Origin of the sequence: Pseudomonas sp. TH43 (genome assembly GCF_016650635.1) — a bacterium.
Classification (GTDB): Bacteria; Pseudomonadota; Gammaproteobacteria; order Pseudomonadales; family Pseudomonadaceae; genus Aquipseudomonas.
The window spans coordinates 486621-510193 of record NZ_JAEKFI010000001.1 but is presented as its reverse complement, the minus strand read 5'-3'; the positions used below and the strand labels follow the sequence as shown (position 1 = coordinate 510193).

The following is a 23573-nucleotide window of genomic DNA, read 5'->3' as shown; positions in this document are numbered from 1 at the left end:
ACCCGAGGGTGAAATTTTATTCATTGCATTGTCAGTGACTGTTCAACGTCTCGGTAAATTCAAGCGCTATGCTCGTGAGCGTCCGCCGTCGATCCGATGCTTTGCCATAAGGGGAAACTGCCATGAACGAACAGCTTCACCATTCAGCTGCCGGCTACAAGACCGTCGCCGACACCTATGTCAAAGGACGACCGGACTATCCGCCGCAAGTCAGTGGCTGGCTGACCGCTACGTTGGGGCTGGACAGTCACAAAACCGTGATTGATCTTGGCGCGGGCACCGGCAAGTTCACCGGACGATTGCTGGCAACGGGCGCGCAGGTGATTGCTGTCGAACCGGTGCCGCAAATGCTGGAGAAACTGTCCGAGGCCTGGCCTGAGGTGCTGGCCGTCAGCGGTACCGCAACGGATCTGCCGTTACCGGACGCGTCGGTCGATGTGGTGGTCTGCGCCCAGGCGTTTCACTGGTTTGCCAGTGAAGCGGCGTTGACCGAAATTGCCCGGGTGCTCAAGCCTGGTGGCAAGCTTGGACTGATCTGGAACCTGCGTGATACCCAGGTGAGCTGGGTGCCTAAGCTCGATGCCATCGTCAATGCGCTGGAGGGGGACACGCCGCGTTACTACACCGGCGAATGGCGCAAGGCGTTCCCCCATCCGCGATTCGGCCCATTGCAATTGCAGCAGTTTCACAACGGCCATACCGGCTCGCCCGAGGATGTGATTTTCAATCGGGTGCGCTCGACCAGTTTTATTGCGGCACTGCCGGAGGCACAGCGGGCGAAGATTGATGAGCAGATTCGTGCGTTGATTGCGTCCGAGCCTGAATTGCGCGGCAAGGATGTGCTCACGGTCCCTTACGAAACTGCAGCCTTCGTCACGCAAAAATCCCCGTAGGAGCTGCCGCAGGCGGCGATCTTTTGATCGGGTCTTTTAAAAATGACAATCAAAGGACGCAGCCTGCGGCAGCTCCTACGGGGGGAGTGTGATAGTCCCGCATTTGGCCGAACCGCCATCGTGGTGCCTTGGTATAGTTCGGGCCTCATTTTCAGCCCGGTAAAGGATCACTGCCATGACTCAATACTCCGCGTTCAGCGTCGAACTGGCCGATAACATCGCCCATGTGCAGATCAATCGCCCGGAAAAAATCAATTCGATGAACGCGGCGTTCTGGAGCGAGATCGTCGAGATTTTCCAGTGGATCGACGACACCGATGAAGTTCGCGTAGTGGTGCTCAGCGGCAACGGTAAACATTTTTCCTCGGGCATCGATCTGATGATGCTCGCTGGCGTCGCCAATGAACTGGGCAAGGATGTCGGCCGCAATGCGCGACTGCTGCGCCGCAAGATCCTCACCTTGCAAGCGTCTTTCAATGCCGTCGACAACTGCCGTAAACCGGTGCTTGCGGCCATTCAGGGCTATTGCCTCGGTGGTGCAATCGATCTGATCGCCGCCTGCGACATGCGTTACGCGGCCGAAGACGCACAATTCTCGATCAAGGAAATCGATATCGGCATGGCCGCCGATGTTGGCACTTTGCAACGGTTGCCGCGAATCATCGGAGACGGCATGCTGCGTGAACTGGCTTACACCGGTCGCACCTTCGGTGCCGAAGAGGCTCGCAGCATCGGCTTGGTCAATCGCGTTTACAGCGATAAAGAAGCGCTGCTAGAAGGCGTGATCGACATTGCCCGCGACATCGCCTCGAAATCGCCGATCGCGGTCACCGGTACCAAGGAAATGATCAGCTACATGCGCGACCATCGCATCGACGACGGTCTCGAATACGTTGCCACCTGGAACGCCGCCATGTTGCAATCCACCGATTTGCGCGTGGCCATGGCCGCCCATATGAGCAAACAGAAACCTGAATTTCTGGATTGAGAAACCATGACATCTCGCTGGACCACTGCAGTACTGGACACTGATCAACCCGGCGGCTGGGCCGTGGCGCGTAGCCCCGAAGGCTTTCTGTTCGATGACAACGGCGCGCTGTTCCCACGGGAATGGCTTAAACGTCAGGACTTGTCGATCCTCGCCGAGCACGGCATCGGCCATCTCGATGGCGAGCCGGTGTACCTGCTGGAATTGCGCAGCGTCAGTGAGGTGTCGGGTTGTAACTGGAAAGGTCTGCGGGCGTTCATGCTCGACGGCGATCACACCCTTTACAAAGTCTTGGGGTACGCCGCACAGATCGGCACCTGGGCCCGCGAACACCGTTTCTGCGGTAATTGCGGGCAGGCGATGACGCAGGTGCCGCGTGAGCGCGCGATGTATTGTCAGCCGTGTGATATGCGCAGCTATCCGCGGATTTCGCCGAGCATGATCGTGCTCATCACCCGTGGCGACGAGATCCTGTTGGCGCGCTCACCGCGTTTCGTCACCGGGGTCTACAGTACGCTGGCCGGTTTTGCCGAGCCGGGCGAGTCGGCGGAGGATTGCCTGATTCGCGAGGTGCGCGAGGAAGTCAGCATCGAGGTGAAGAATATTCAGTACCTGGGCAGCCAGTGCTGGCCGTTCCCGCATTCGATGATGCTCGGCTTCCATGCCGAATATGCTGGCGGCGAAATCATCTGTCAGGAAGACGAGATCGAAGACGCCCAGTGGTTCAACGTGCACGACCTGCCGCCGTTGCCGGCGTCAAAGTCGATTGCCCGTTACCTGATCGACGTCTACGTTGCGCGGCGCTTAGGCCACGCTGAACCAGTGCTGCCAGGCTAGGCGCACGGTCAAACCCAGCACCACGGTGATGAACACCGGGCGAATGAACTTGGCGCCACCGCTGATCGCGGTGCGCGCGCCAAAGAAAGCGCCGACCATCACCGACAGGCCCATGCTCAGGCCGATGATCCAGTCCACTTGCCCGGAAAACACGAACACCGACAGCGCCGCAATGTTGCTGACGAAGTTCATGCTGCGCGCGACGCCGCTGGCCTTGACCAGATCGATCGGGTAGAGCAGCAAGCTGCTCACCGTCCAGAACGCGCCGGTGCCAGGCCCGGCCACGCCATCGTAGAAACCGAGGCTGAAGCCCTGGGTCGATTGCCATTTCTTTTTGATCGGAGCGTCGCTGTCCAGCGGCGCTTTTGGCGTACCGCCGAACAACAGGTACAGACCGCAGGCGAAGACGATCACCGGGAGCATCTTGTTCAGCCATTCGGCGGGCAGGTAATGGGCGACGATGGCGCCCGTCAGTGCACCGACCAGGGTCCCGACAATCGCGTGCACCCACTGCCGTGGATGGAACAGCTTGCGCCGGTAGAAGGTGAAACTGGCGGTGGCCGAGCCGAAGGTCGAACTGAGTTTGTTGGTGCCCAGCACCAGATGTGGCGGCAGGCCGGCCGTCAGCAATGCAGGCGTGGTCAACAGACCGCCACCGCCAGCGATGGCATCGATGAAACCGGCAATGAAAGCGACAACAGCCAGAATGGCCAGAGTGGTGAGGTCAACGCTGAGTTCGAAAGGCATGGAATCGGCTTATTCGGCAAGGCGCAGGTGATCGCTGCGGGGAGGGCGGTCATGTTACTCATTTCCTGCTGTTGCGGCGACCCATCGGACGCCATCGCCTGTAGGCGCAAGGCTTGCCCGCGAAGAGGCCCTCCCGTTTTCCTGACATCCAGCGGTTGCAGCGAGTCGGGTGACGCCTTCGCGAGCAAGCTTTGCTCCTACAGGAGCATCCACTGTTGCCGATCCAACACCCGATCAACAAATACCCTTCCTGAAAACATCATTCCCAGGCAAAAGCCCAACAAAACCGGGCATTTCAAGGCTGGCACGCTTGCTGCTCTACCACTCCCATCTCCCAAATGTCCCGAGGACACGCCAATGAGTCAGCAAGCCGTGAAATTTGCCTACTGGGTGCCAAACGTCAGCGGAGGACTGGTGGTCAGCAAGATCGAACAACGCACCGATTGGGGTATCGACTACAACCGTAAACTGGCGCAACTCGCCGAAGCTGCCGGGTTTGAATACGCGCTGACGCAGATCCGCTTCACTGCCGGTTATGGGGCCGAGTTCCAGCATGAGTCGGTCGCGTTCAGCCATGCCTTGCTGGCTGCCACCGACACACTCAAAGTCATCGCGGCGATTTTGCCCGGCCCCTGGCAACCAGCGCTGGCCGCCAAGCAACTGGCTACGATCGATCAGCTCACCAACGGGCGCATCGCGGTGAATATCGTCAGCGGTTGGTTCAAAGGCGAGTTTCAGGCGATTGGCGAACACTGGCTGGAACACGATGAGCGTTATCGCCGCTCCGAAGAGTTCATTCGCTCGCTGCGCGGTGTCTGGAGTCAGGACAACTTCAGCTTTCGCGGCGACTTCTACCGCTTCGACAATTACAGCTTGAAACCGAAACCGCTGGGGCGCCCGGAGATCTTTCAGGGCGGCAGTTCCCGCGCGGCGCGGGACATGGCGGCGCGAGTGTCGGATTGGTATTTCACCAACGGCAACAGCGTCGAAGGAATCAAGGCGCAGGTTGATGACATTCGGCAGAAGGCTGCAGCGAACAATCATTCGGTGAAGATTGGCGTCAACGCGTTTGTCATCGCTCGGGACACCGAAGAAGAGGCGCGGGCGGTGTTGGCGCAGATCATCGAGCAGGCCGATCCGGAAGCGGTGAACGCGTTTGGCGATGCCGCGAAACAGGCGGGCCGGGCTTCACCGGAGGGCGAAGGTAATTGGGCGAAGTCGACGTTCGAGGATCTGGTTCAGTACAACGACGGCTTCAAGACCAACCTGATCGGCACACCGTTGCAGATTGCCGAACGAATCGTCGCGTTGAAAGCGGTGGGCGTGGATCTGGTGCTGGCGGGATTTCTGCACTTTCAGGAAGAAGTCGAGTATTTCGGCAAGCGCGTGTTGCCGCTGGTGCGCGAACTCGAATCCGAAAAAACCGCCGCTGTTGCCTGAACACCACACATCCCCTGTAGAGCTGCCGAAGGCTGCGCTCTTTTGATTTTGTTTTTTTAGGATCAAGATCAAAAGATCGCAGCCTTCGGCAGCTCCTACAGGGTCGATTGTTACAGACCGAGGTCGGACAGGCCGGGGTGATCATCCGGGCGACGGCCCAGCGGCCAGTGGAACTTGCGTTCACTTTCCTTGATCGGCATGTCGTTGATGCAGGCATAACGCTGGAACATCAGCCCGTTTTCATCGAACTCCCAGTTTTCATTACCGTACGAGCGGAACCAGTTTCCCGAATCGTCGTGCCATTCATAGGCATACCGCACGGCGATGCGCGTATCGGAGTAAGCCCAGAGCTCCTTGATCAAGCGGTAATCCAGTTCCTTCGCCCATTTGCGGGTCAGGAAAGCCTTGGCTTCTTCGCGGTCATGAGCGAATTCGGCGCGATTACGCCATTGCGTGTCGAGTGTGTAGGCCAGCGAGACCCTTTCCGGATCGCGGGAATTCCAGCCGTCCTCGGCCAGACGAACTTTCTCGATGGCTGATTCACGGTTGAAGGGTGGCAAGGGTGGACGCACCTGGGCTGCAGTAGACATATTCAGTCTCCCGAAAAAGTTAACGTTTAAACAACGTGTCAGGCTTATTAAGGCGTTACAGGTCCAATAACTTTCGCGCCATGCATTGCGCATTATCGGCGGCACTGTGATCACCCATCACAAGCGCTACGGTAATGGCGCCATCAATCAGGATCAGCAGCTGTTTGGCCAGCAGTTGCGGATCTTCGGCGCCGTGTTCAGTACACAGCTCGCACACGTAGTCGAGCAGCTTCTGTTTATGCTCTTTGGCGACCAGACGCACCGGATCCTGCGGGTCACCAGTTTCGCCGCTGGTGTTGATGAACGCGCAGCCGCGGAAACCTTCGGAAGCAAACCACGCCTTGAGCACGGTAAACAGGTTGAGCAGGCGATCGGCCGGTGTTTCGGCCTGATCGACGGCACTTTTAAACCAGTGCATCCAACGCACGTCACGGCGTTGCAGGGCGGCGACAGTCAGTGCGTCCTTGTCGGCGAAATAGCGGTAAATACTTTTTCTCGAAACGCCGGCGGTTTTCACCAGGAGATCCATGCTGGTGGCAGCGATGCCACTTTTATAGATCAGCTTTTCGGTGACATCCAGAATGATGTCGCGTGTGTCGTTGCTAGTGATTTCGTTCATGGGTGAAAAGTAGAACGATTGTTCTCCTTGGTCAAGCGTTGATTTCGAAGTGGCTTTCGCGAGCAGGCTCGCTGCCACAGGAAAACGCATTTCAAATGTGCGAGCGAGCCTGCCCGCGAAGAGGTCATTACGGACACTAACAAGACCCGAGGGATACGATGGTGTAAGCTCTCGGGTTCTTCGGATTCGACCCATTGCGAGCCCTATGCCGTTGCTTTTCAAACGTTCCTTGCTGCCCAAATTGCGCAGCTTTCCGCTGACCGCCGAGGCCGTGACCATTCTGTCCGGTGCCGCCGAATTCCGTCGTTGCCTGCTGGAGAAAATCGCTGCGGCGACCCAGCGCATCTACATCGTCGCGCTCTATTTACAGCAAGACGAAGCCGGTCAGGAAATCCTCGATGCCTTGCACGCCGCCAAACTCAAGCGCCCAGAGCTTGAAATTGCCGTGGTCGTCGACTGGCTGCGCGCTCAGCGTGGTTTGATCGGTGCCGGCAAGCAGCCGGGCAACGCGGCGTGGTATCAGGAAATGACTCGCACGCATCAGAGCGAGGTGCCGGTCTACGGCGTGCCGGTGCAGACCCGCGAGCTGTTCGGCGTGCTGCACCTGAAGGGCTTTGTGATCGATGATTGCGTGGTCTACAGCGGTGCGAGTCTTAACAACGTCTACCTGCACAAGTTCGACAAGTACCGGTTCGACCGTTACCACGTGCTGCAAAGCCACGAACTGGCCGACTCGATGCACCACTTGGTCAAGCACGGTCTGATCGAATCGAAAGCGGTGCATCGTCTCGACCTGCCCAACCTGCCGACTACGCGCAGCCTGCGCAACGACATCGGCGACCTGCGCAGTCGGCTCAAATACGCAACCTACGACACCAGCGCCGGCAGCACGGCGCACACGGGTCTGTCGGTCAGTCCATTGCTCGGCGTGGGCAAGAACAACCCGCTGAACCGGGCGATTCTCGAACTGATCGCCAGCGCGCAACAGCAACTGACCATTTGCACGCCGTACTTCAACCTGCCGCTCGGCGTGATCCGCGAGGTCAACCGTGCCCTGGCCCGTGGTGTGAAGATCGACATTGTGGTCGGCGACAAGACCGCCAACGACTTCTACATTCCGCCGAGCGAGCCGTTCAAGGTGATCGCGGCGTTGCCGTATCTGTACGAAATCAGCCTGCGGCGCTTCGCCAAGCGGCATCAGCGAAACATCGACAGCGGCCAGTTGAACCTGCACCTGTGGCGTGATGGCGACAACACCTATCACCTCAAGGGCATGTGGATCGATCAGCGCTATACGCTGCTGACCGGCAACAATCTCAATCCACGGGCGTTCCGTCTGGATCTGGAAAACGCGCTGCTGATCGATGATCCGAAGGGGGATTGGCTGGCGCCGCGGGCGCAGGAGCTGGAAGAGATTTTCCGCCATACCACGCGGATCGACAGCTTTCAGAGCCTGGAAACGTTGCCGGAATACCCGAGCGGTGTGGCGAAGTTTCTCAAGCGTGTGAGTCGGGTGCGGATCGAGCGGTTGCTCTACCGGATTTTGTAAGGTTTTAAATTTGTAGCGGTCATACAACCGCTATCGCGAGCAGGCTCACTCCTACAAGGGAACGCATTCCAACTGTAGGAGTGAGCCTGCTCGCGATAGGGCCAGACCAGACGCTAAAAAACTCAGTTCAGACCCAACTTGCCACGCAATGTGGACAGGTCTTCCGCCAGTGTATTCACCGGGCCTACCAACGCCTTGCGGTCGTTATCCTTCACCTTGTCATATGTCTCGAAACCACCGTCTTTGGTCTTGTACTTGGCCAGGATCTTGTCGACGGTGGCAAAGTTCTTGTCGACCTTCGCTACAAAAGCCTTGTCCTGTTTTTCAATCTGCGGACGGAACAGATCAACGATTTTCTTCGCGCCGTCGATGTTGCCCTGGAAGTCATACAGGTCGGTGTGGCTGTAGCGATCTTCTTCGCCGGAGATCTTGGTCGCGGCCACTTCTTCGAGCAACGCCGCAGCGCCACCGACGACTTTTTCAGGCGGGAAGGTCAGGCCGGCCACACGGGTTTGCAGGTCTTTGACGTCGCTGTTGAGCTTGTCCGCCAGCTCGTTCAGGCCCTGAGTGCTTTTCTCCGAAAACAGCGTGTACTCGATGCGGTGGAAGCCGGTGAAGTCTTCAGCTTTCACGCCTTTCTCATGGTCGTCGACGCGGGAGTCGATGGACGCGTCGAGGTCACTGAACAGCTCGGCAATCGGCTCGATCGACTCGTAGTAGACGCGGGTCGGGGCGTAGAGCTTTTGTGCGGTGGCCAGGTCGCCCTTTTTCACGGCGTCGGTGAACTGTTGGGTATGACTGCCCAGTTCATCGAGTTGCTCGGTGACGTAAATCTTGTAGTCCGACACCGGCCCCACCAGGTCCAGCGGTGCTGTTGCGGCGAACGCCGACAGCGGGGTGTTGAGCAAACCGAGGGTCAGCAATAACGCGAGTGGCGTCTTTTTCATGAGGGCGGCTCCAGTGTTGAGATTATTTTATGCAGCTGTTTTAGGTTGTGTGGCGTTGAGCAACGAGCGACCGATGAAATCCTTGTCGCCCGAAACACCCGGAAGGGTGAAGAAGTAACCGCCGCCGACCGGTTTGAGGTATTCCTCAAGCGGTTCGCCGTTGAGGCGGGTCTGCACGGTAATGAAGCCTTTCTCCAGGTCGGCCTGGTAACAGATGAACAGCAGGCCCATGTCGAGCTGGCCGTTCTTGTTGACGCCGTTGGAATAGTTGAACGGCCGGCGCAGGATCAGGTTGGCCTGACTCGCGGCGGTGCGCGGGTTAGCCAGGCGAATGTGCGCATCGAGTTTGGTCAGCTTGCCTTCTGGATCCTTGTGGTAATCCGGGACCTCGGTTTCGTGCTGGGCGCCCATCGGCGCGCCACTGGTTTTGACCCGACCGATGATGCTTTCCTGTTCCTGCAACGGCGTACGATCCCAGCGCTCGACGAAGTTGCGGATGATCCGCACTGCCTGATAACTGCCGTGGGTCGCCCAGGCGGGTTCATCGCTGCCCGGTTGCACCCAGACAATGCTGTCCATGGTTTTGTTGTCGTTGGAATCGGGGTTGGCCGAGCCGTCGCGAAAACCCAGGAAGTTACGCGCCGACTGCGCCGGTACGCCGGGTTTCGCCGGGGCTTGCGGCGGCACGCTGCCTACCTGCTTCCAGCGCACCAGCAGCAGGTCCGGGAGGTTTTTGACGATGTCGCGCAGGGCGTGAATGTTGGTGTCGGTGGTGTTCGAGCAGAACTGCAAACTCAAGTCGCCGTGGCAGCAATCGGCTTCCAGCGCATCGTTGGGAAAACCGACCATGCGGATCAGGCGTTTGGGCTTGGCATCGGCGAGGCCGAAGCGCTCGTCGAACAGCGATTCGCCGACAGACACGGTGATGGTCAGGTTGTCCGGGGTCACATTGGGGCCGAGGATGCCGGAATCCGGTGGCGGCAGTTTCGGATCGATCTGCGCCACCGGACCGCCCTTCATCAGGAACGCGATGCGCTCGTTGAGGGTGCGGAACAGCCGCTCAAGGTCTTCGCGATCGCTGGCCAGCACATCGAACGATACGAACATGCCCGAGGCCGGGCGCGGGGTGACGATGCCGGTCTGATGCACGCCGTGGAAGTCGTGGCGGTCTTCGGTCTTGTCGCTGCTGGGCGCTTCGGTAACTTGCGCAGGTGCCGCAGCCATGGCCGGGCAGCTCAGTGCTGAACCTGCCAGGGCAACACCGGCGGCGCCCATGCCCATCAGGACACGGCGACGTTGCAGGTTGAGTTGTTCTGAATCTTTCATCGGTACTCGTCTTCTGCTTACAGGCCGGAGAGGCCTAGGGCGGGATCGATGCCATCAAGTGCGTCGGCCAGAGCCTGGGCCTTGTCGGCGATCTGCTTGCGTTGTTCGCCGCTGACGGAGTCGTAGCTGGCGTAGCCGTCCTTGATCTTGTAGTGGTCGAGCTCGGTGTCGAAGTCCGCGAGCGTCTGGTCGATCTTCGGTAACAGGTCGGCGGCAGACTTGGTCAGCATTGGCCGCAGCAGATCGACGACCTTGTGCGCGGTTTGCAGATTGGCGGCAAAACCGTTGAGGTCGCTGTGGCTGTAGCGCTCCTCTTCACCGCTGGCCGCACGCACGTCGGCCAAGGTATTGAGGTTGCGCACGACGATGTTGACCAGTTGTTCCGGCGGCAGGGTCTGGGCGAGCAGTTGCGTTTTGAGTGTGGTGACGTCGCTCAGCAGCCGCTGCGAAACCGGCGCCAGTTCGTCGAGTGTGCGCTGCTGGAACAGTGCGAATTCGAGGCGGTGGAAACCGACGAAGGTCGGGTCCTGTTCGCGTTTTTCGAAATAGTCGGCGCGGGCATTGATGTTGTTATCCAGTTCGGCCAAGCGCTGCGCGGCTGGGGCCAGACGTTGATAAGCGGCGCGGGCCGGCAGGTACAGTGCTTGCGCCTGGCTCAAATCGCCGCTAGCGATTGCTTGATCGAGTGCGCTCACCGCTTTGATCAGCGCGCTGCTCTGGCTGGCCAGATACACGCGGAACTCTGACAACGGCCCGACGAATGCGACCATCGACGGTTTGGCTTTGGCGGCGGCGTCGGACGCGGCGGTCGGCGTTACGTGCAGGGTGCCGCGCGGATTGCTCAGCAAACCGCAAGTGATCGCGTAATCACCAGGTTGCAGGTTGGCGTTGATCACCTGGCTTAAACCGGGGGCGATATTCTCGCGCTCTTCAACCACGAGCACGCCATCGAGGATTTCCCATTCCACTGCGCGCTCGGAGCGGTTGACGATGCGGAAACTGACGCGGCCAGCGGGCACGCTCAGTTCATTCGGCTCGCAACTGCCGGGGTGAATGTTGACCACCACTTCATCGTGGTTGTGCTGCCGCTTGGCCGCGGCCATTTTCGAGGCGTACCAGAACAGGCCACCGGCAGCGATCATCACGACCACCGAGCCGGCCAGCGCCCAGCGCAAGGCACGGGGAGGGGTGGCCTGAGGAGAGTTAGGCTTTGACATGAATGCCCTTATTGGCTGGAAGCTGAAGACGATTTGGCGGCTTTTGCTGAAGCGGGCGCGGCCCCGGCGGGATAAAAGAACATCACCAGCGCCACCAGCAGATAAATCAGATAGGCGCCGAGGGTGCTCACGGTCGGCGTGTCCTGATAACCGAACATGCCGGCCAGCACCGAGCCCAACGGACCATCCATCGGTAGCGTCGCACTGAAGTCGAAGAGTACGGTTTGCAGGTGATTCCACAGCCCGGCCTCATGCAGCGCCTGCACCGAGTTGGCGAGAATCCCGGCGGCGACTACCAGAATGAACAACCCGGTCCACTTGAAAAATGCCGAGAGGTTGAGGCGCATGCTGCCGCTGTAGATCAGGAAACCGACGATGATCGCCAGGATCAGACCGAGCAGGGCGCCGATAGGCGCGCCCGGGCCTTCGCTTTGCTGGAACACCGCGAGCAGGAAGAACACCGTCTCCAGCCCTTCACGCGCCACGGCGAAAAAGACCATGGCAATCAGCGCGATGACCTGGTGTTTCGAAGAGGTCAGGGCGTGATCCAGCGAGGCTTGCAGGGAATGTTTGATCGAGCGCGCTACTTTGCGCATCCAGAACACCATGGAGCTGAGAATGCCCACGGCCACCAGTCCGACCACGCCTTCGAACAGCTCTTGCTGCTTTTGCGGGAACTCGGCACTGACCAGTTCCAGACCGCCACCGACCAGCAGGGCGAGGGCGGCGGCCAGAAATACGCCGATCCACACGGCCGGCATCCATTGGCCACGGCCGGTTTGCTGGAGGTAGCTGGCGATGATGCCAACGATCAGCGCGGCTTCAATGCCTTCGCGCAGCATGATCAGAAAGGGAACGAGCATTCGACATCCACTAAGTCATTCGAAGAGGTTACAAGTTGTAACATAATGACACTCATTCTCACATGACATTCATTGACATGAAGCTGAACGGTAGCTGAACAACTTGAAGAACAATGATTCTCATCCACGCGTTGCTCGAAACCCTGTAGCCGCTGTCGAGTGCAACGAGGCTGCGATCTTTTGATCTGGTTTTTTTAAAATCGCCATCAAAAGATTGCAGCCTGCGGCAGCTCCTACATGGGGATTTGTGTGGGTTGGGGTAAGATGCGGGTCATTCGAAAAACAACAGGATTTGCTGGGTTCCATGTCGGAAAAAGACACCATCGCCGTTCAACTGGTGCGTGAAGCACTGTTGCAAAGTTGTGCCCCGGGCGTGGCCACGGAAGAAGTCTTGAGCAAGGTCGGCATCGATCCGGCGCTGCTGCAAACCGAAAACGGTCGGGTACCGGCCTCGCAGTACGCCAGACTCTGGCGCTTGCTGGCCCGGCGCGGCGATGACGAGTTTTTCGGCATGGACTTGCGCAAGCTCAAGTCCGGCAGTCTGGAGTTTCTCTGCCGCAGCGCGATGGCGCAACCGACGCTCGCGGCCGGCTTGGGCAGTGGCTTGAGTTTTCTGTCACTGATGCTCGAGCGCCTGCCCGCGCAACTGGTGCACCAGCAGAGCCTGGCGGAAATCGTCCTGTTGGAGGACGACCCCGAGCCGCGTCGCGCTTTCACCTATTTCACCTATTGGATGATCGTCCACGGCGTCGCCTGCTGGCTGGCGGGGCGCAGGATTCCGATTCTGGCCATCGAACTGCGCTGTCCGGCGCCGGACTTCACTGACGACTATCGGGTGATGTTCTCGGAAAACCTGCGCTTCGACCGGCCGCGCACGCGGATGATCTTTTCGGCCGATTGCCTCGACCTGCCAATCAAGCGCACAGCCGACGAGCTGAAGCGCTTTCTGGCCCAGGCGCCGGCGAACATTCTGGTGAAGTACCGCGACCCGGAAAGCCTGGCCAGTCGGATCAAGCAGGATTTGCGGCAATTACCCGCCGAGCAATGGCCGGAAACCGACGCCCTGGCGCAGCAATTGTGCATGTCGGCCTCGACCTTGCGCCGGCGTCTTGCCGAGGAAGGGCAGACGTATCAAGGGCTCAAGGACAGCGTGCGCAAAGAGTTGGCGATTGTCTGGCTGGCGGAACCTTCGATCAGTTTTGTCGAGATCGCGGCGCGGTTGGGGTTCGCCGATGCGAGTTCGTTCTACAAGGCGTTTCGCAAGTGGTCGGGGTCGAATCCCGGGCACTACCGCACGTTGATCCTCAACGAAGCAGTCTGATCCGGATTAGTTGTCGCCGGGCCCGGCCCCATCGCTGGCAAGCCAGCTCCCACAGGATTTGTGCTGACCCTGTGGGAGCTGGCTTGCCAGCGATGGCGTCCTGATAGGCGCCAAATGATCTGAACCCTGGCCAAACCAGTCAGCCACTTTGATGGCTTTGACCATTGCCGCCACAGCCCCACAGCGCGACTATCCCCCTGTTGTTTACGCTTCCCAGCCTAATAAAAACACAGAGGGATTCTGGCAATGCGCGATTACTTGTCTGCCACTGAACAGTTCAACTATCAGCACACCGTGGATGCCGCGCTCAGCGGTACGCTGGCGGCGCTCAACGCCTGCGTCGAATGCTGCGACCGCCATGCATTGCCGGGACGCATTGCGCTGTTCTGGGAAGGCCGCGACGGCGCCAGTGCGACGTACACTTTCAGCGACTTGCAGGACAAAGCCGCGCGTTTCGCCAATTTTCTCCTCGCCCAGGGCGTACAGAAGGGCGACAAGGTCGCCGGCCTGCTGCCGCGCAACGTCGAATTGCTCATCACCGTGTTCGCCACCTGGCGAATCGGCGCGGTCTATCAGCCGCTGTTCACCGCTTTTGGCCCCAAAGCACTCGAACATCGCCTGAACAGTTCAGGCGCCAAAGTCGTGGTGACCGACGCGGTCAATCGGCCGAAACTCGCAGAAGTCGTCGACTGCCCGACCCTGGTCACCGTCGGTGGCGCCAAAGGCCAGGGCATCGTCCGTGGCGATTTCAGTTTCTGGGCCGAACTGGCCAATCACTCCAACGTCTGTGAGCCGGTTCTGCTCACCGGCGAAGATCCGTTCCTGCTGATGTTCACTTCGGGCACCACTGGCCCGTCGAAAGCGCTTTCCGTACCGCTCAAAGCCATCGTCGCATTCCAGAGCTACACCCGGGATGCCGTTGATCTGCGCCCGCAGGATGCCTTCTGGAATGTCGCTGATCCGGGCTGGGCCTATGGCATTTATTTCGGCGTCACCGGGCCGTTGTCGATGGGCCATCCGATCACGTTTTACGATGGTCCGTTCACCCTCGAAAGCACCTGCCGGGTGATCAACAAGTACGGCATCACCAACCTCACGGGTTCGCCGACGGCCTATCGCCTACTGATTGCCGGCGGCGACGAGTTCGCCAGGTCGATCAAGGGCAAGTTGCGCATCGTCAGCAGCGCCGGTGAGCCACTGAACCCCGAAGTGATTCGCTGGTTCGCCGACAATCTCGACGTGGTCATTCATGATCATTACGGCCAGACCGAATTGGGCATGGTGCTGTGCAATCACCACGGTTTCGACCATCCGGTACACGTCGGCGCCGCCGGTTTTGCCTCGCCGGGCCATCGCATCGTCGTGCTCGACGACCAATACAACGAACTGGGGGTCGGCCAGCCCGGGATCCTTGCCATCGATCGACCTCAATCGCCGATGTGCTGGTTTGGCGGCTATGAAGGCGCGCCGACCAAAGCCTTCGTCGGCGATTACTACCTCAGCGGCGACACCGTGGAATGGAACCCGGACGGCAGCATCAGCTTCGTTGGCCGCAGCGATGACGTGATCACTACCTCCGGCTATCGCGTCGGCCCGTTCGACGTCGAAAGCGCGCTGATCGAACACCCCGCGGTGGTCGAAGCGGCCGTGGTCGGCAAACCGGATCCGGAGCGTACCGAACTGGTGAAAGCCTTCGTCGTGCTCAGCGCGCAATACCGCGCGGCGCCAGAGTTGGCCGAAGAGTTGCGCCAGCACGTGCGCAAGCGTCTCGCCGCGCATTCATACCCGCGTGAAATCGAATTTGTCAGCGAATTGCCCAAGACCCCGAGTGGCAAATTGCAGCGCTTTATCTTGCGCAACCAGGAAATCGCCAAGGCTCAAGAGGCCGCGGCGCACAACGTTTCAGCTTGAATTGAAGGAAACTGTCATGCAGATCGAAAACAAGGTTTTTATCGTCACCGGCGGCGCGTCTGGCCTGGGTGCCGCCACCGCTGAATTGCTTGTCAGTGCCGGCGCCAAGGTGATGTTGGTGGACATGAACGCTGAAGCCGTCGCCGCACAAGCCGAGCGGCTGGGCGCACAAAGCGTGGTCGCCGACATCAGCAACGAAGCCGCCGCCGAAGCTGCCGTACAAGCGACGGTCGCCGCGTTTGGCAGCCTCAACGGCCTGATCAATTGCGCCGGTATCGTGCGTGGCGAGAAGATCCTCGGCAAGAACGGCCCGCATGCGTTGAGCAGCTTCGCCCAGGTGATCAACGTCAACCTGATCGGCAGTTTCAACATGCTGCGTCTGGCCGCTGCGGCGATGGCGGAATCTGCGGCAGATGCTGACGGTGAGCGTGGCGTGATCATCAATACCGCTTCAGTCGCGGCGTTTGACGGCCAGATCGGTCAAGCCGCGTACGCGGCGTCCAAAGGTGCGATCGCCAGCCTGACCCTGCCGGCCGCGCGCGAACTGGCGCGTTTTGGCATTCGCGTGATGACCATCGCCCCAGGCATTTTCGAAACGCCGATGATGGCCGGCATGACCCCGGAAGTGCGTGACTCGCTGGCCGCCGGCGTACCGTTCCCGCCGCGCCTGGGCAAGCCTGCCGAGTACGCTGCACTGGTTCGGCATATCATCGAAAACAGCATGCTCAATGGCGAGGTGATCCGTCTCGACGGCGCCTTGCGCATGGCCGCCAAGTAAGGAGGATTTGTCATGACTATTTCCAACGATCCAATTGTTATCGCCAGCGCCGTGCGCACCCCGATGGGCGGCTTTCAGGGCGAACTGAAAAGCCTCACCGCGCCACAACTTGGCGCCGCGGCGATCAAGGCTGCGGTTGAACGTGCCGGCGTTGCCAGCGACTCGGTTGATGAAGTGCTGTTCGGTTGCGTACTGCCTGCCGGCCTCGGCCAGGCACCTGCGCGTCAAGCTGCGCTGGGCGCCGGGCTGGACAAGTCGACCCGTTGCACCACCGTCAACAAGATGTGCGGCTCGGGCATGGAAACCACGATTCTCGCGCACGACATGCTGATTGCCGGCAGCGCTGACGTGGTGATCGCCGGGGGCATGGAAAGCATGTCCAACTCGCCGTATCTGCTCGACCGTGCCCGCGCCGGCTATCGCATGGGCCACGGCCGCGTGCTCGATTCGATGTTCCTCGATGGCCTCGAAGACGCCTACGACAAGGGCCGTTTGATGGGCACCTTCGCCGAGGATTGTGCTGAAACCAATGACTTCAGCCGCGAAGCGCAAGACGCTTTTGCCATCGCCTCGACGACCCGCGCGCAGCAGGCAATCAAGGACGGCAGCTTCAAGGACGAAATCGTCCCGCTGACCGTGACCGTTGGCAAAGAGCAGGTGCTGATCAGCCATGACGAGCAGCCGCCAAAAGCCAAACTGGACAAGATCGCCTCGCTGAAACCGGCGTTCCGCGAGGGCGGCACGGTGACGGCGGCCAACTCCAGTTCGATCTCCGACGGTGCGGCAGCATTGGTGCTGATGCGTCAATCGCAGGCACAGAAACTTGGTTTGAAAGCGCTGGCGGTGATTCATGGCCATGCGGCGTTTGCTGACACGCCGGGCCTGTTTCCGGTGGCGCCGATTGGGGCGATCAACAAGCTGATCAAGAAGACCGGTTGGTCGCTGGATCAGGTGGATCTGTTCGAGGTCAATGAAGCATTTGCCGTCGTGGCCATGGCGGCGATGACTCATCTTGAGATTTCGCACGACAAGCTCAACGTGCATGGCGGTGCCTGTGCGCTGGGCCATCCGATCGGCGCATCCGGTGCGCGGATTCTGGTGACGTTGCTCTCGGCGTTGCGCCAGCGCAATCTCAAGCGCGGGATCGCGGCCATCTGCATCGGCGGCGGCGAAGCAACGGCCATGGCCGTGGAATGCCTCTACTGATTCACAAATCGCCCCTGTAGGAGCAAGGCTTGCCCGCGAAGGCGTCGTAACATTCAGCATGTTCATCGGCTGAACCACCGATTTCGCGGGCAAGCCTTGCTCCTGCAAGGGCTTTGATAACCAAGGATTCACCATGATTCCCAACGAAGATCAAACCCAGATCCGCGACATGGCCCGGCAGTTCGCCGAGGAACGGCTGAAGCCGTTCGCCGCCGAGTGGGATCGCGAGCACCGTTTCCCCAAGGAAGCCATCGCTGAAATGGCCGAACTGGGCTTCTTCGGCATGCTCGTGCCGGAGCAGTGGGGCGGTTGCGACACCGGTTATCTGGCCTACGCCATGGCCCTGGAAGAAATCGCTGCCGGCGATGGCGCCTGCTCGACGATCATGAGCGTGCACAACTCGGTGGGCTGCGTACCAATCCTCAAATTCGGCAACGACGATCAGCGCGAACGCTTCCTCAAACCGCTGGCCAGCGGTGCGATGCTCGGTGCCTTCGCCCTCACCGAACCGCAGGCCGGTTCCGACGCCAGCAGTCTGAAAACCCGCGCGCGCCTCGAAGGTGATCACTACGTGCTGAACGGCTGCAAACAGTTCATCACTTCCGGGCAGAACGCCGGGATCGTCATCGTCTTTGCCGTCACCGATCCGAGTGCGGGCAAGCGCGGCATCTCCGCGTTTATCGTGCCGACCGATTCGCCGGGTTACAAAGTTGCACGTGTCGAAGACAAGCTCGGCCAGCACGCTTCCGACACCTGCCAGATTCTTTTCGAGGACGTCAAAGTCCCGGTGGCCAATCGATTGGGGGAGGAGGGCGAAGGCTACAAAATCGCTCTGGCCAACCTTGAGGGCGGGCGTGTTGGCATCGCCTCGCAATCGGTGGGCATGGCCCGCGCGGCGTTCGAAGCGGCGCGTGATTACGCGCGTGAGCGTGACACCTTCGGCAAGCCGATCATTGAGCATCAGGCTGTCGCGTTCCGCCTCGCCGACATGGCCACCCAGATCGCCGTTGCCCGGCAGATGGTGCATTACGCGGCGGCCCTGCGAGACAGTGGGCAACCGGCGCTGGTTGAAGCATCGATGGCAAAATTGTTTGCTTCCGAGATGGCCGAGAAGGTCTGTTCAATGGCGTTGCAAACCCTCGGTGGTTACGGTTACCTCAACGACTTCCCGCTGGAGCGCATCTACCGCGACGTGCGCGTCTGCCAGATCTACGAAGGCACCAGCGACATTCAGCGCATGGTCATCTCGCGCAACCTATAAACCCAACCCCCTGTAGGAGCTGCCGCAGGCTGCGATCTTTTGACTTTGATTTTTTAAAACAAGATCAACAGATCGCAGCCTGCGGCAGCGCCTACAGGGGGCGAATTGAGGAGTTATGCATGAACTACGAAACGATTCTGCTGGAAATCCACGACCGCGTTGGCTTGATCACCCTCAACCGCCCGCAGGCGCTGAACGCCCTGAACGCGCAATTGGTCAGCGAAGTGAACCAGGCGCTCGATGCACTGGAAGCTGACGCCAACATCGGCTGCATCGTCCTCACCGGTTCGAAAAAGGCTTTTGCCGCCGGTGCCGACATCAAGGAAATGGCCGAGCTGAGCTACCCGCAGATCTACATGGATGACCTGTTCAGCGACAGTGACCGCGTGGCCAACCGTCGTAAGCCGATCATCGCCGCCGTGAACGGTTTTGCCCTCGGCGGTGGCTGTGAACTGGCGCTGATGTGCGACTTCATTCTGGCGGGTGACAACGCCAAATTCGGCCAACCGGAAATCAACCTTGGCGTGCTGCCGGGCATGGGCGGCACGCAGCGCCTGACCCGTGCGGTGGGCAAGGCCAAAGCCATGGAAATGTGCCTGAGCGGACGCATGATCGATGCGGTGGAAGCCGAGCGTTGCGGCATCGTCGCGCGCATTGTGCCGAGTGACGAATTGCTCGATGAAGCGCTGAAAGTCGCGGCGGTGATCGCCAGCAAATCGCTGCCGATTGCGATGATGATCAAGGAGAGCGTCAACCGTGCCTTCGAAGTCAATCTGACTGAAGGCGTGCGCTTCGAGCGCCGGGTGTTCCATGCGGCGTTTGCCACCCAGGATCAGAAGGAAGGGATGGCGGCGTTTGTGGCCAAGCGTGCGCCGGCGTTCAAGGGTAAGTAATGCGTCGCCCCGGCTGACGCCTTCGCGAGCAGGCTCGCTCCCACATTGGTTCTGCGTTGTACGCAAATCCCCTGTGGGAGCGAGCCTGCTCGCGAAGCTTTTGAGGCCAGATCAAAAGATCGCAGCCTGCGGCAGCTCCTACAGAGACTCTGGTGTAGGAGCTGCCGCAGGCTGCGATCTTTTGCTTTTAGAGCTGATAGTTCTTCAAATCCCGTGCAATCACCATCCGCTGAATCTCGCTCGAGCCTTCATAAATCTGCGTGATCCGCGCATCGCGGTAGTACTTCTCGACGGGGTAATCTTCCAGATACCCATACCCGCCATGAATCTGAATCGCCGACGAGCAGACCTTCTCGGCCATTTCCGACGCAAACAACTTGGCCTGCGACGCCTCTGACAAACACGGTTTGCCCGCTGAGCGCAGCCGTGCCGCATGCAGGATCAACAGCCGCGCCGCGTTCAGTTGCATGTGCATGTCAGCAAGCAGATTAGCGATGCTCTGGTGCTCGATGATCGGCTTGTCGAACTGCACCCGATCCTTGGAATACGCCAACGCCGCTTCAAACGCTGCCCGAGCAATGCCCAGAGCCTGAGCGGCGATGCCGATGCGTCCGCCTTCAAGGTTGGACAGGGCAATCGCCAGGCCTTTACCGCGTTCACCAAGCAGGTTGGCCTCGGGAATGCTGCAGTTGTTCAGCGTCACCGCGCAGGTATCGGAGGCGCGGATGCCCATCTTGTGTTCGGTACGGTCGACGATGAACCCCGACGTGTCGGTCGGTACCAGAAACGCCGAAATGCCTTTCTTGCCCAGATCTGGATCGGTCACCGCAAACACGATGGCCAGTTTCGCTCGTTTGCCGTTGCTGACAAATTGCTTGGCGCCGTTGATGACCCACTGGCCGTCACGCAACTCGGCGCGGGTGCGCAGGTTGTGCGCTTCGGAACCGGCCTGCGGCTCGGTAAGGCAGAAGCAGCCGATGGTTTTACCGCTGGCCAGATCCGCCAGCCAGGTTTGTTTCTGCTCTTCGCTGCCATAGTTGAGCACCGGGCCGCAGCCGACCGAGTTGTGAATGCTCATGAACGCACCGGTCGCGCCGTCGCCGGCAGAAATCTCTTCGACCGCCAAGGCGTACGCCACGTAGTCGACGTAAGTGCCACCCCACTCTTCCGGCACGACCATGCCGAGCAGGCCCAACTCGCCCATTTTCGCCACCAGGGCGTCGTCGATCCAGCCAGCCTTTTCCCAGGCTTGCGCGTGGGGCGCGATTTCGCCGCGGGCAAAATCCCGGGCCATGTCGCGGATCATCACTTGTTCTTCAGTCAGTTCGAGATCGTGCATGGCTCAGCTCCCGCTCTCAGCAAAACCGTGGAAGAAACTCGCGACATGCGCAGCGTCCAGCGCAGCGAGGGTCGGCGGGTTCCAGCGTGGTGATTTGTCTTTGTCGATCAGCAGCGCGCGCACGCCTTCGATGAGGTCGCCGCGTGCAAACCACTGACGATCCAGATGCAGCTCGAGGGCGAAGCAGTTTTCCAGGCTCAGATGCCGACCGCGACGGAGCATTTCCAGCGTCACGGCCATGGCCAGCGGCGAGCGGGTTTGCAGCAGATCCGCCGTGCTGGTCGCCCACTCGTGGCTGTCGGCAACGTTCACTGCATGCAGTTGCTCGACCATGCTCGGCACGTCCGGCAGCGCGAAGAAATGATCAATGGCTGGGCGCAAGGCTTCGAGTGGCGCATCGGGCAGGGTTTGCACGGCGTGTTTGGCCAGCAGGTTTTGCAGAGTCTTGAGCGGCATGTCCTGCCATTCCAGTTGATCCAGTTTTTCGTCGAGGGTCGCCAGTTTGCTGCTGTCCAGATACCAGTCGGCGAGGCCGCAATAGAGCGCATCGGCCGCGCGAATCTGTACGCCGCTGACGCCCAGATAAATCCCCAGTTCACCGGGAATGCGCGAGAGGAAATAACTGCCGCCGACGTCCGGGAAATAACCGATGGCCACTTCCGGCATCGCCAGTCGGCTCTTCTCGGTGACCACGCGCAGATCGGCACCTTGCACCAGGCCCATGCCGCCGCCGAGGACAAAACCGTCCATCAGCGCCAGCACCGGTTTGCGGTAGTGATGGATCGTCAGGTCGAGGGCGTATTCCTCGACAAAGAAATCTTCGTGCAACGTGTCGCCGCTTTTGAAACTGTCGTACAGCGATCGAATATCGCCGCCGGCGCAGAAGGCTTTTTCGCCAGCACCGCGCAGCACTACTGCATGGACATTGGCGTCAGTCGCCCAGGCGTCGAGCTGTTGTTGCAGCAGGCGCACCATGTCGAGGGTAATGGCATTGAGGCCGGCGGGGCGGTTGAGAGTGAGGTGACCGATGTGGTTGCGAACCTCGGCCAGCACGTCGTCTTGCGTGGCATCCATGGACTGTGTCCGCGGGGATGAAGCCTGAGCTGTCATCAGTAACTCCCTGCTTTTATTGTCTTTATTCGAGAAGCTCGCGCGCGAGCGTTACCGGATCGTAACAGTGCAAATTTGTCGTGTACAACGGGGATATGTGCAGCGCCTGTCTGCATTTTTACCTTGGTCGAACATGTAGGCGGGCTCATGTAGGCGCTGTCGCAGCCTGCAATCTTTTGATCGTGTTTTTTGAAGATAAAAAAGTCGCAACTTCGCCGTATTTAACAGCTCTTGCGTCAAATCCGCTTCAGAATCTGTCGGCCGCGCACATCCATCACATCGATAGGCAGTGAGCAAAGGTCAGTCAACCGGCGGTGCGTGGGAGAAGGCTTCTTATGGTGTAAGCCAGTTCCCGTATAGTTTTGATTTGTTCAGGAACCATCGAAGATCAGCTAACATCACGACAGTTCGTGATGTTGGAAGGAGACTAAACGATGGCAGGAAAGCCAGTCGCACGACTAGGAGATCCGGGCAGTCACGATGAGAATATCACTACTGGATCAAGCCCGATTTTTGTTAACTCAATGCCCGTGGCTTTGGTAGGAGATATCTACTCCTGTCCGATTCACGGCAGCAATCCCATAACAACAGGCGCCCCGCATGTCTTTGGGTTAGGGAAAGATTCTAATCGGAGGCCCCTATACGTTAAAAGGAGAGGACCATACTTACGGTCACGCTGCTTTGCGCGTTGTTGTGGGTAATAAAGACATCACCTACGACTTCGGGCGGTATGGGCTGGTATGGGGCCTTTCAAAAGTGAAGGAGAGGGTATCTTCAATGTATGGACATCTTTCAATGCGTACATAGCGAACGAAAACCGCTACGGGAGGACTACAACGGGTTTTGTTTATCATCTGGGTAATAAAGAAGCCGAGGCGGTGAATGCGTACTTCGATGGCGTCATTGCGAGAAAAAAAGAATTGAGAAATAAGTTTCCCACTTCGACTCGATATCTTTTGCCCGAGAGTTATCAGCCAACGACGAACAACTGTACAACCATGACCATTAGCGGGGCTAAGGTTTCAGGAAAGGCAATCATACAAAACCCCGAGCAGTATGCAGAGCTGAGGGGGCTTTCTTGGGTGGAAAGACAAGCGACGCACACTCAAAGCTCTCCTCGGGATGGAATATTCATGCCGGCAGATTTTCAGGCCATGCTCGAAGGCAACACTGAGGCACGCAATGATAAGAAAAATATTTACAAAAGGTAGGTTGTCACTTTTTTTGATCTCAGTGACATTGATCAATATTGGTGCACTATTTTTTGTTATTTCTACTGGTTTGATAAGGAGTCGAAGCATGGATATGGTTAAGACAAGAGAACCTTTGATGATTGCCGGGCGCGGCGATGATGAAAATTATTACGTGCTGCCTCGAGGTACCACGCTTTATTATGATCAAAGCTATCCCGAGGGATTCAGTCGTTATATGGTTTATTTTAATCATCAGGGCGTTATTGCGGGTGATGAGGTGCCTATGAAGCCTGAGTATGGCGGCACTTTAATTGATCCTCTCTGGCTGACAAATGTTGATGCAGATACATTGAAGGAGATTTTTAAACGTTTCCCGCTCTCAAAGAAAGATGTCGCTGAAGCAATAAAGGCAAATGAAATCACTAAGGATGATTTGGCCGATATCATCCGGTCTATGCCGGACTAAGCGATTATATCGGCGCTGCCAAAGAATGCGATTGTGCATCTTTAAGAAGATCAAAAGATCGCAGCCTGCGGCAGCTCCT

At 58.9% G+C, this 23573-nt stretch carries 22 protein-coding genes; 13 read left to right on the top strand and 9 right to left on the bottom strand.

The window, feature by feature from the left end; all coding sequences use genetic code 11:
• Nucleotides 1-122 precede the first annotated feature (122 nt).
• The 3 genes from JFT81_RS02075 (at nt 123) to nudC (ending at nt 2718) form a co-directional block, all read left to right on the top strand.
• A complete protein-coding gene (locus JFT81_RS02075) occupies nt 123-893 on the top strand; it encodes a class I SAM-dependent methyltransferase (RefSeq protein WP_201225913.1) in 771 nt (256 codons plus the stop codon).
• 175 nt (nt 894-1068) lie between these two features.
• On the top strand, nt 1069-1881 hold the full coding sequence (locus JFT81_RS02070; RefSeq protein WP_201225912.1) for a crotonase/enoyl-CoA hydratase family protein: 813 nt from the start codon (nt 1069-1071) through the stop codon (nt 1879-1881).
• A 6-nt stretch (nt 1882-1887) separates the two neighbouring features.
• Nucleotides 1888-2718 (top strand): NAD(+) diphosphatase, encoded by an 831-nt coding sequence (nudC, locus tag JFT81_RS02065; RefSeq protein WP_201225911.1) that lies wholly within the window; start codon nt 1888-1890, stop codon nt 2716-2718.
• Here nudC and JFT81_RS02060 read toward each other — a convergent pair.
• Nucleotides 2686-3465, bottom strand: a complete 780-nt coding sequence (locus JFT81_RS02060; protein ID WP_201225910.1) for a TSUP family transporter — start codon at nt 3463-3465, stop codon at nt 2686-2688. The two genes, nudC and JFT81_RS02060, sit on opposite strands and share 33 nt — an antisense overlap.
• A gap of 357 nt (nt 3466-3822) precedes the next feature.
• On the opposite strand from JFT81_RS02060, the gene sfnG reads away from it, so the two are divergent.
• Nucleotides 3823-4905, top strand: a complete 1083-nt coding sequence (gene sfnG / locus JFT81_RS02055) for a dimethylsulfone monooxygenase SfnG (protein WP_201225909.1) — start codon at nt 3823-3825, stop codon at nt 4903-4905.
• Between the two features lie 110 nt (nt 4906-5015).
• Here sfnG and JFT81_RS02050 read toward each other — a convergent pair whose 3' ends face one another.
• Nucleotides 5016-5495, bottom strand: a complete 480-nt coding sequence (locus JFT81_RS02050; RefSeq protein WP_201225908.1) for a nuclear transport factor 2 family protein — start codon at nt 5493-5495, stop codon at nt 5016-5018.
• Nucleotides 5496-5550: 55 nt separating this feature from the next.
• A complete protein-coding gene (locus tag JFT81_RS02045; protein ID WP_201226649.1) occupies nt 5551-6114 on the bottom strand; it encodes a TetR family transcriptional regulator in 564 nt (187 codons plus the stop codon).
• 205 nt (nt 6115-6319) lie between these two features.
• Here JFT81_RS02045 and pssA point away from each other — a divergent pair, with 205 nt between their 5' ends.
• Nucleotides 6320-7663, top strand: coding sequence for a CDP-diacylglycerol--serine O-phosphatidyltransferase (gene pssA, locus JFT81_RS02040; protein ID WP_201225907.1), 1344 nt, complete (start codon nt 6320-6322; stop codon nt 7661-7663).
• Nucleotides 7664-7785: 122 nt separating this feature from the next.
• Here the strand turns inward: pssA and efeO (JFT81_RS02035) are convergent, their stop codons facing one another.
• The 4 genes from efeO (JFT81_RS02035) to efeU are packed head-to-tail and all read right to left on the bottom strand — an operon-like array spanning nt 7786 to nt 12016.
• Nucleotides 7786-8610, bottom strand: coding sequence for an iron uptake system protein EfeO (gene efeO, locus JFT81_RS02035; RefSeq protein WP_016986782.1), 825 nt, complete (start codon nt 8608-8610; stop codon nt 7786-7788).
• Nucleotides 8611-8637: 27 nt separating this feature from the next.
• The gene (efeB, locus tag JFT81_RS02030; RefSeq protein WP_201225906.1) at nt 8638-9936 is read right to left on the bottom strand and encodes an iron uptake transporter deferrochelatase/peroxidase subunit; all 1299 of its coding nucleotides are present in this window, start codon (nt 9934-9936) and stop codon (nt 8638-8640) included.
• A 17-nt stretch (nt 9937-9953) separates the two neighbouring features.
• Nucleotides 9954-11153: an iron uptake system protein EfeO gene (efeO, locus tag JFT81_RS02025; RefSeq protein WP_201225905.1), complete on the bottom strand. Its 1200-nt coding sequence runs from the start codon at nt 11151-11153 to the stop codon at nt 9954-9956.
• 8 nt (nt 11154-11161) lie between these two features.
• Entirely contained in the window at nt 11162-12016 is an 855-nt protein-coding gene (gene efeU / locus JFT81_RS02020) for an iron uptake transporter permease EfeU (protein WP_201225904.1), read from the bottom strand.
• Between the two features lie 304 nt (nt 12017-12320).
• Here efeU and JFT81_RS02015 point away from each other — a divergent pair, with 304 nt between their 5' ends.
• The 6 genes from JFT81_RS02015 to JFT81_RS01990 all read left to right on the top strand — a co-directional run bounded on the left by JFT81_RS02015 (nt 12321) and on the right by JFT81_RS01990 (nt 19386).
• Nucleotides 12321-13337, top strand: a complete 1017-nt coding sequence (locus JFT81_RS02015; protein ID WP_201225903.1) for an AraC family transcriptional regulator — start codon at nt 12321-12323, stop codon at nt 13335-13337.
• A gap of 246 nt (nt 13338-13583) precedes the next feature.
• Nucleotides 13584-15248 carry an AMP-binding protein gene (locus JFT81_RS02010; RefSeq protein ID WP_201225902.1) on the top strand — a complete coding sequence of 555 codons (1665 nt, stop codon included), beginning with the start codon at nt 13584-13586 and terminating at the stop codon, nt 15246-15248.
• A 16-nt stretch (nt 15249-15264) separates the two neighbouring features.
• Nucleotides 15265-16026, top strand: coding sequence for an SDR family NAD(P)-dependent oxidoreductase (locus JFT81_RS02005; protein WP_201225901.1), 762 nt, complete (start codon nt 15265-15267; stop codon nt 16024-16026).
• A 12-nt stretch (nt 16027-16038) separates the two neighbouring features.
• Nucleotides 16039-17232, top strand: coding sequence for an acetyl-CoA C-acyltransferase (locus JFT81_RS02000; protein ID WP_201225900.1), 1194 nt, complete (start codon nt 16039-16041; stop codon nt 17230-17232).
• Nucleotides 17233-17365: 133 nt separating this feature from the next.
• Complete coding sequence (locus JFT81_RS01995; RefSeq protein WP_201225899.1) at nt 17366-18493, top strand: acyl-CoA dehydrogenase; 1128 nt, start codon at nt 17366-17368, stop codon at nt 18491-18493.
• A 119-nt stretch (nt 18494-18612) separates the two neighbouring features.
• The gene (locus JFT81_RS01990; RefSeq protein ID WP_201225898.1) at nt 18613-19386 is read left to right on the top strand and encodes an enoyl-CoA hydratase; all 774 of its coding nucleotides are present in this window, start codon (nt 18613-18615) and stop codon (nt 19384-19386) included.
• Nucleotides 19387-19573: 187 nt separating this feature from the next.
• On the opposite strand, the gene JFT81_RS01985 is transcribed toward JFT81_RS01990, so the two are convergent.
• Together JFT81_RS01985 and JFT81_RS01980 are read right to left on the bottom strand one after the other, a co-directional pair.
• The gene (locus tag JFT81_RS01985; protein ID WP_201225897.1) at nt 19574-20725 is read right to left on the bottom strand and encodes an acyl-CoA dehydrogenase family protein; all 1152 of its coding nucleotides are present in this window, start codon (nt 20723-20725) and stop codon (nt 19574-19576) included.
• 3 nt (nt 20726-20728) lie between these two features.
• Nucleotides 20729-21835 (bottom strand): enoyl-CoA hydratase/isomerase family protein, encoded by a 1107-nt coding sequence (locus tag JFT81_RS01980; protein WP_201225896.1) that lies wholly within the window; start codon nt 21833-21835, stop codon nt 20729-20731.
• A 740-nt stretch (nt 21836-22575) separates the two neighbouring features.
• Here JFT81_RS01980 and JFT81_RS01970 point away from each other — a divergent pair.
• Nucleotides 22576-23046: a hypothetical protein gene (locus tag JFT81_RS01970; protein ID WP_201225894.1), complete on the top strand. Its 471-nt coding sequence runs from the start codon at nt 22576-22578 to the stop codon at nt 23044-23046.
• Nucleotides 23047-23134: 88 nt separating this feature from the next.
• Nucleotides 23135-23494 carry a hypothetical protein gene (locus JFT81_RS01965; protein ID WP_008082559.1) on the top strand — a complete coding sequence of 120 codons (360 nt, stop codon included), beginning with the start codon at nt 23135-23137 and terminating at the stop codon, nt 23492-23494.
• Nucleotides 23495-23573: the final 79 nt, after the last annotated feature.

Coding starts and splice junctions, on each gene's coding strand:
- JFT81_RS02005 (WP_201225901.1), top strand. CDS start 15,265: ATGCAGATCGAAAACAAGGTTTTTATCGTCACCGGCGGCGCGTCTGGC.
- JFT81_RS02050 (WP_201225908.1), bottom strand. CDS start 5,495: ATGTCTACTGCAGCCCAGGTGCGTCCACCCTTGCCACCCTTCAACCGT.
- JFT81_RS02070 (WP_201225912.1), top strand. CDS start 1,069: ATGACTCAATACTCCGCGTTCAGCGTCGAACTGGCCGATAACATCGCC.
- JFT81_RS01970 (WP_201225894.1), top strand. CDS start 22,576: ATGGGGCCTTTCAAAAGTGAAGGAGAGGGTATCTTCAATGTATGGACA.
- efeO (WP_016986782.1), bottom strand. CDS start 8,610: ATGAAAAAGACGCCACTCGCGTTATTGCTGACCCTCGGTTTGCTCAAC.
- JFT81_RS02045 (WP_201226649.1), bottom strand. CDS start 6,114: ATGAACGAAATCACTAGCAACGACACACGCGACATCATTCTGGATGTC.
- JFT81_RS01990 (WP_201225898.1), top strand. CDS start 18,613: ATGAACTACGAAACGATTCTGCTGGAAATCCACGACCGCGTTGGCTTG.
- efeB (WP_201225906.1), bottom strand. CDS start 9,936: ATGAAAGATTCAGAACAACTCAACCTGCAACGTCGCCGTGTCCTGATG.
- JFT81_RS02015 (WP_201225903.1), top strand. CDS start 12,321: ATGTCGGAAAAAGACACCATCGCCGTTCAACTGGTGCGTGAAGCACTG.
- pssA (WP_201225907.1), top strand. CDS start 6,320: ATGCCGTTGCTTTTCAAACGTTCCTTGCTGCCCAAATTGCGCAGCTTT.
- JFT81_RS01985 (WP_201225897.1), bottom strand. CDS start 20,725: ATGCACGATCTCGAACTGACTGAAGAACAAGTGATGATCCGCGACATG.
- JFT81_RS02000 (WP_201225900.1), top strand. CDS start 16,039: ATGACTATTTCCAACGATCCAATTGTTATCGCCAGCGCCGTGCGCACC.
- JFT81_RS01995 (WP_201225899.1), top strand. CDS start 17,366: ATGATTCCCAACGAAGATCAAACCCAGATCCGCGACATGGCCCGGCAG.
- sfnG (WP_201225909.1), top strand. CDS start 3,823: ATGAGTCAGCAAGCCGTGAAATTTGCCTACTGGGTGCCAAACGTCAGC.
- JFT81_RS01965 (WP_008082559.1), top strand. CDS start 23,135: ATGGATATGGTTAAGACAAGAGAACCTTTGATGATTGCCGGGCGCGGC.
- JFT81_RS02010 (WP_201225902.1), top strand. CDS start 13,584: ATGCGCGATTACTTGTCTGCCACTGAACAGTTCAACTATCAGCACACC.
- nudC (WP_201225911.1), top strand. CDS start 1,888: ATGACATCTCGCTGGACCACTGCAGTACTGGACACTGATCAACCCGGC.
- JFT81_RS02075 (WP_201225913.1), top strand. CDS start 123: ATGAACGAACAGCTTCACCATTCAGCTGCCGGCTACAAGACCGTCGCC.
- efeO (WP_201225905.1), bottom strand. CDS start 11,153: ATGTCAAAGCCTAACTCTCCTCAGGCCACCCCTCCCCGTGCCTTGCGC.
- efeU (WP_201225904.1), bottom strand. CDS start 12,016: ATGCTCGTTCCCTTTCTGATCATGCTGCGCGAAGGCATTGAAGCCGCG.
- JFT81_RS02060 (WP_201225910.1), bottom strand. CDS start 3,465: ATGCCTTTCGAACTCAGCGTTGACCTCACCACTCTGGCCATTCTGGCT.
- JFT81_RS01980 (WP_201225896.1), bottom strand. CDS start 21,835: ATGACAGCTCAGGCTTCATCCCCGCGGACACAGTCCATGGATGCCACG.